General features: G+C 73.8%; 5 protein-coding genes. 2 read left to right on the top strand and 3 right to left on the bottom strand.

What is annotated here, in order from left to right; genetic code table 11:
* On the bottom strand, positions 1-691 hold a 691-nt coding region (locus MNZ29_RS25010; protein WP_242355814.1), incomplete at its 3' end, for a M48 family metalloprotease.
* 43 nt (positions 692-734) lie between these two features.
* Positions 735-1313 (bottom strand): LemA family protein, encoded by a 579-nt coding sequence (locus MNZ29_RS15565; RefSeq protein WP_242339690.1) that lies wholly within the window; start codon positions 1311-1313, stop codon positions 735-737.
* Positions 1314-1440: 127 nt separating this feature from the next.
* Here MNZ29_RS15565 and MNZ29_RS15560 point away from each other — a divergent pair, with 127 nt between their 5' ends.
* Positions 1441-2145 (top strand): SDR family oxidoreductase, encoded by a 705-nt coding sequence (locus MNZ29_RS15560; RefSeq protein ID WP_242355812.1) that lies wholly within the window; start codon positions 1441-1443, stop codon positions 2143-2145.
* A 601-nt stretch (positions 2146-2746) separates the two neighbouring features.
* Complete coding sequence (locus MNZ29_RS15555; protein ID WP_242339694.1) at positions 2747-4075, top strand: OFA family MFS transporter; 1329 nt, start codon at positions 2747-2749, stop codon at positions 4073-4075.
* A gap of 210 nt (positions 4076-4285) precedes the next feature.
* Here MNZ29_RS15555 and MNZ29_RS15550 read toward each other — a convergent pair whose 3' ends face one another.
* Positions 4286-5914, bottom strand: coding sequence for a peptide chain release factor 3 (locus MNZ29_RS15550; RefSeq protein WP_242339697.1), 1629 nt, complete (start codon positions 5912-5914; stop codon positions 4286-4288).
* Between the last annotated feature and the right edge of the window lie 86 nt (positions 5915-6000).

Here is a 6000-nt window from a genome sequence, read left to right as displayed (position 1 = left end):
GCGCGAGCCCGGCCGCGCCGCCCCGGCCGCGGCCGCGCCGCCCCTCGCCGCCGGCCCCGGCCCGCACGAGGGCGCGCCCGACGAGCGCGAGCGAGGTGAGGCCGCCGACGAGCGCGATGAGCTGCAGGTTGAGCCGGGTGTCGGCGTTCACGACGTGAGAGAGCTCGTGCGCGACGACGCCCTGCAGCTCGTCGCGCGTGAGCCCCTCGAGCGCGCCGCGCGTCACCGCGACGACCGCGTGATCCGGGGAGAACCCGGCCGCGAACGCGTTGAGGTTGCGCTCGAACGGGAGCACGTACAGCGCGGGGACCGGGACGCCCGCCGCGATCGCCATCTCCTCCACGACGTTCACGAGGCGCCGCTCCGCCGCGTCCTGGGTGTCGGGGTCCACGGGGAACCCGCCCAGCAGCTCGGCGACCGCACGGCCGCCGCCGCTCGCGAGCCGGACCGCGTGCACGAGGGCGCCGCCGGCCGTCACGAGCGTCACGATCCCGGCGACGCCGAGGAGGTCCCGCGTGCGGAGCGGGCCGGGGCCGAGGAGCCGCGGCTGGGCGCTGGCGACCCAGACCACGATCGCGTAGACGACCGCGATCGTGCTCGCCCAGGCGAGCGCGAAGAGCGCGACGAGGACCGCGGTGCGCCGCCTCGCCGACGCCTTCGCGGCGAAGAAGTCGAGCGTGGAGCGGGTCACGGGGCCGCCCGCCGCGCGCCGTCACCGGGAGCGCCGGCGGCGGTCACAGCGCGATCCGCACCGCCTCGCGCGCCTGCGGGGCGGAGATGTCGAGCGGCCTCGCCTCCGGGAACCCGCCCGCGACGAGCGTCCCGGGGAACGTCTCGCGCGCGTTGTTGTAGTCCATCACGGCGTCGTTGTAGGCCTGCCGCGCGAACGCCACGCGGTTCTCGCTCGAGGTGAGCTCCTCGACGAGGCGCCCCACCGACTCGCTCGCCTTCAGGTCGGGGTACGCCTCGGCGACGGCGAGCAGCCGGGACAGCGGCCCGGCCAGCGCGCCCTCGGCCTGGGCGAGCCGCTCCATGGAGGCGCCCTCCCCCGGGTGCGCGGCGGCGGCGCGCGCGGCGACCACCGCCTGGTTGCGCGCGGCGACCACCGCCTCGAGGGTGGAGCGCTCGTGGGCGAGGTAGGCGCGCGTCGCCTCGACCAGGTTCGGGATGAGGTCGTAGCGCCGCTGGAGCTGCACGTCGATCTGGCCGTACGCGTTGCGGAACGCGTTCCGCCGCGTGACGAGCCCGTTGTGGAGCACCACCCAGCCGACGGCGACCGCGGCGACGAGCGCGAGGACGACGAGTGCTGCCATGTTCCCTCCCTCCGCGCGATGCGGGCGCGGCGGGACGCAGCATGGCACGATCGGGGAGGTCGCGCACGAAGGCGCGCGTCCCCTGGGCGAGGGGAGGGAGGATCGCCCACACCGAGGAGGTCGCCGCATGCACACCGCCTTCGTCGCAGGCGCCACCGGCTACACCGGGCGTGAGGTCGTGCGCGCGCTGCGCGCCGCGGGCGTCCGCACGGTCGCGCACGTGCGGCCCGACTCGGCGAGCGCCGGCGCGTGGCGCGCGCGCTTCGCGGCGCTGGGCGCGGAGGTGGATTCCACGCCCTGGGCCGGACCGGCGATGGCGGCCACCCTCGCCCGCGTCCGGCCGACCCTCGTGTTCGCGCTGCTCGGGACCACGCGCCGCCGCGCGCGGGCCGCCGCGCGCCACGGCGTCACGGAGAGCTACGCCTCCGTGGACTACGGGCTCACCCGGCTCCTCCTCGACGCGGCCGTGGCGAGCGGCGCCCGGCCGCGCTTCGTATACCTGTCGTCCGCGGGGGTGCACGAGGGCACCCGCAGCGCGTACCTCTCGGCGCGCGCCCGGCTCGAGCGCGACCTGCGCGCGAGCGGCCTGCCCTTCGTCGTCGCGCGGCCGGCCTTCGTGACCGGACCGGATCGCGACGAGCCGCGCCCGCTCGAGCGCGCCGCCGCGCGCGTGTCCGACGCGGCGCTCTCCGTCGCCTCCCGGCTCGGCGCGCGCCGGCTCGCCGCGCGCTGGCGGTCCACGTCCGGCGCCGCGCTCGCCTCGGCGCTCGTGCGCCTCGCGCTCGACCCCGGCGCGGAGGGGCGCGTCGTGGAGGGCGACGGGCTCCGCTGAACGACAGTTCGTGATTCGCGATCACCTTCGGTGACGCCCCCTGCTCGCCGGGTCCCGTGCAACGCCGCGAGCGGCTTCGCCGCCTCCGCGGCGTCGCCCCGGCGGGCTCGCTTCGCTCGCCTGTTCGCGGATCGAGATCGGCCGTTTAGAGCGCGCGACCGGCACGCCGGTCCGCGCCGCGGCCGCCTCCGGCGCGACCCCGGACGCGCCCGCAGGGGCGTGACGAGCGGCCGCACGCGAGCCGAGTCGGCGTCACGCCGCCCTCCGGGGGAGCGACGAACGATTTGCGTCTTCGGAAGATTCTGCGTCTTCGGAAAACAATCTGCGCGTGTGGACGCACCATTGTGCGCGTCCAATGGGGCGCGACGAAACAACTGCGCGGCAAGCGATCCGGCATCTCTCTCCCGCGCCTTCGGGTCGCACCCGACGAGCCAATGTCGCCTTCGCCGTTCGCGCATATGGTGCACCTCACCGGTCGATATGCACCCCGCGCGATAGGTGACACACGCGCCGCCCCCGTGCTCTTTTCGCCACGCCTGCGGCCCCGAAAACATCGCGAGCCTGCGACAGCTCCGGCCCGGCCGCCTCTAGGAGATCAAACATGTCACGACGCGGATGGATCGTCGTCCTCGCCGGCACCGGCCTCAACCTCGCCCTCGGCATCCTCTACGCCTGGAGCGTCTTCTCGAAGCAGCTCGTCGAGTCCGTCGAGCGAGGCGGGTTCGGCTGGACGAAGACCGCCGCCACGCTGCCCTACACGGTCGCGATCGCGTGCTTCGCCCTGATGATGGTGCCGGCCGGCCGCCTTCAGGATCGGCTGGGGCCCCGCGTCGTCGCGTCCGCGGGCGGCGTGCTCACCGGCCTCGGCCTCATCGTCGCGAGCTTCGCCTCTGCCGAGACGACCTGGCCCGCGCTGCTCGGCTTCGGGCTCCTCGGCGGGACCGGCTTCGGCCTCGGCTACTCGGCGACGACGCCGGCCGCGGTGAAGTGGTTCCCGCCCGCGAAGAAGGGGCTCATCACCGGCATCGTGGTGGGCGGCTTCGGCCTGGCGCCGGTGTACATCGCGCCGCTCTCGAAGTACCTCATCGCCTCCTACGGCGTCGCCGGCGCGTTCCGCATCCTCGGCATCGCGTTCCTCGTGACGGCGACCGGCTTCGCGCAGCTCGTCGCGAACCCGCCCACCCCGCTCTCCCCCGCGAAGGCGGCGGCGAAGGCGGGCGTCGGCCCCGATCGCACGTGGCAGGAGATGGTGCGCACCCCCACGTTCTGGTCGCTCTGGATCCAGTACGCCTGCGCCGCCACCGCCGGTCTCATGATCATCGGCCACATGGCGAAGATCGTCTCCGTGCAGTCGCAGAACTCCATCAAGGTCGGGTTCGTGTTCGTCGCGCTGCTCGCCATCTTCAACGCGAGCGGCCGCATCGTGGCCGGCATCATCTCCGACTACATCGGCCGCGTGGTCACCATCGGCCTCGTCTGCGTGCTGCAGGCCGTGGCGATGATGTTCTTCGCGAGCTTCTCCACGATCGCGACCTTCATCCTCGGCTCGGCGGTGGTCGGCTTCAGCTACGGCGCGTGCCTCTCGCTCTTCCCCGCGACGGCGGCCGACAACTGGGGCACGAAGAACCTCGGCCTCAACTACGGCATCCTGTTCACGGCGTGGGGCGTGGGCGGCGTGCTCGGCCCGACGCTCGCCGGCAAGATCGCCGACCAGACCGGCTCGTACGCCGGCGCCTACGGCATGGCCGCGGTGCTGCTCCTCGTGGCGGTGGTGCTCGCCATGCTGAGCTACGTGAGCATCTCGGTGAGCATCCCGGAGAAGGAGGTCCGCATCCGCATCGGCCGCCGGGCGGCGAAGCGCGAGGAGGCCCCGGCCGTCTTCCCGCCGCAGGCGCGGGCTGTTGCCGGCGCGGACGCGCGCTCCATGTAGCTGCGGCGCACGATCCCGGGCCTGCGACGGGCGTCCTCGCTCCTCGCGCCTGCGGCGTACGGAAGCAGTACGCCTCGGCGCTCGTCGCTGTGGGTGCCCGTCTCGGCTCCAGTCTCGTGCGCCTCGCCACCGCGGGCGGGGCGGATTCACCGAAAGTAACCCGCCGCCCGCCCCGAGCTCCTCGAGGGGCGAGCGGCTCTTTCTCGTCCATCAGGCCGCGCGGACGACGACGCCGCTCGCGGTCTCCGCGAACCGCAGCTCCGGGTGGAGCCGCTCCGCCGTGCGGAGCGCCCACTCGCGGTCGAAGAGCACGACGGGCCGGTCCCGCACGTCCAGCACGAGGAGGCCCTCCACGCCGCTCGGGAAGTCCTCGACGTCGATGGCCTTCCCGTCGGCGCGGCTCACCCAGCGCGCGAGCTGGTAGGGCACCGCCTCGACGCGGACCTCGACGCCGTACTCCGACTCGAGGCGGTACTTCACCACCTCGAACTGCAGCTGCCCGAGCGCGCCCAGCACGAGGTCGCCGGCGCGGCCCGCGGGCGGCCGGTAGAGCTGCACCGTCCCCTCCTGGGCGAGCTGCTCGATGCCCCGCGCGAACTGCTTGCGGCGGAGCGGGTCCACGAGCGCGAGGCGCCGGAAGTGCTCGGGGGCGAAGCTCGGGATGCCCTCGAACATGAACCGGGAGCCGCCGGTCAGGGTGTCGCCGATCTCGAGCGCGCCGGTGTCGTGGATGCCGACCACGTCGCCGGGGTAGGACTCGTCGACGATGGTGCGATCGCGCGCCATGAACTGCGTCGGCGTCGCGAGCCGCACCTCCTTGCCCGAGCGCACGTTGTGGACCTTCATGCCCCGCGTGAGGCGGCCGGAGCAGATGCGCAGGAAGGCCACGCGATCCCGGTGGGCCTTGTCCATGTTCGCCTGGATCTTGAAGACGAACCCGCTGAACTCGTCCTGCGCCGGCGCGACGGGCCCCTGGTCGGACTCGCGCGGGCGCGGCGGCGGCATGAGCTCGATGAACGTGTCGAGGAACGCCTCGAGGCCGAAGTTGTTGACCGCGCTCCCGAAGAACATCGGCGAGAGCTCGCCCGCCTCGAAGCGCGCGCGATCGAAGTCGTCGCCCGCCGCCTCGAGCAGCTCGGCGTCCTCGCGGAGCCGGGCATAGCCCGCGTCGTCGAGGGCCTCCCGGACGGCGGGATCGTCGATGCCGCTGACCTCCACCGGCGGACGCTCGGCGCCCACGCCCGCGGAGGAGCCGGAGTGCGCCGGGTCGAAGAGGTACACCCGCCGCGCGACGCGGTGGTAGACGCCGGCGAAGGTGCCGCCGCGGAACACCGGCCAGGTGATCGGGTAGACGCCGATGCCGAGGACGCTCTCCACCTCGCCGATGAGCTCGAAGGGCTCACGGCCGGGCCGGTCCATCTTGTTCACGAAGGTGAAGATGGGGATGGCGCGCTGCCGGCAGACCCGGAACAGCTTGCGCGTCTGCGCCTCGACGCCCTTGGCCGAGTCGAGGAGCATCACCGCCCCGTCGACGGCGTGGAGCGTGCGATAGGTGTCCTCGCTGAAGTCGGCGTGGCCGGGGGTGTCGAGCAGGTTCATCTGCATCCCGCGATACGGGAACTGCAGGACGCTCGTGGTGATGGAGATGCCGCGCTCGCGCTCCATCTCCATCCAGTCGCTCACCGCGTTGGCGCGGCCGCGCTTCGCCTTCACCGCGCCCGCGAGCTGGATGACGCCGCCGTAGAGGAGGAGCTTCTCGGTGAGCGTCGTCTTGCCCGCGTCGGGGTGGGAGATGATCGCGAACGTGCGCCGGCGGGCGGTCTCGTGCTGGACGGTCATGGTCGGGGGCGCGCGACCGGGCGGCCAGCGCGCCGGCGGGTCGTAACAGCCCGCGCCGCGCGCCGTCAAGGCGCTGGCGCGGGCGG

This window comes from Anaeromyxobacter sp. SG64, from assembly GCF_022690745.1.
GTDB lineage: Bacteria > Myxococcota > Myxococcia > Myxococcales > Anaeromyxobacteraceae > Anaeromyxobacter > Anaeromyxobacter soli.
Note: the sequence above shows the minus strand (reverse complement) of the source record. Positions and strands in the feature narration are given on the sequence as shown.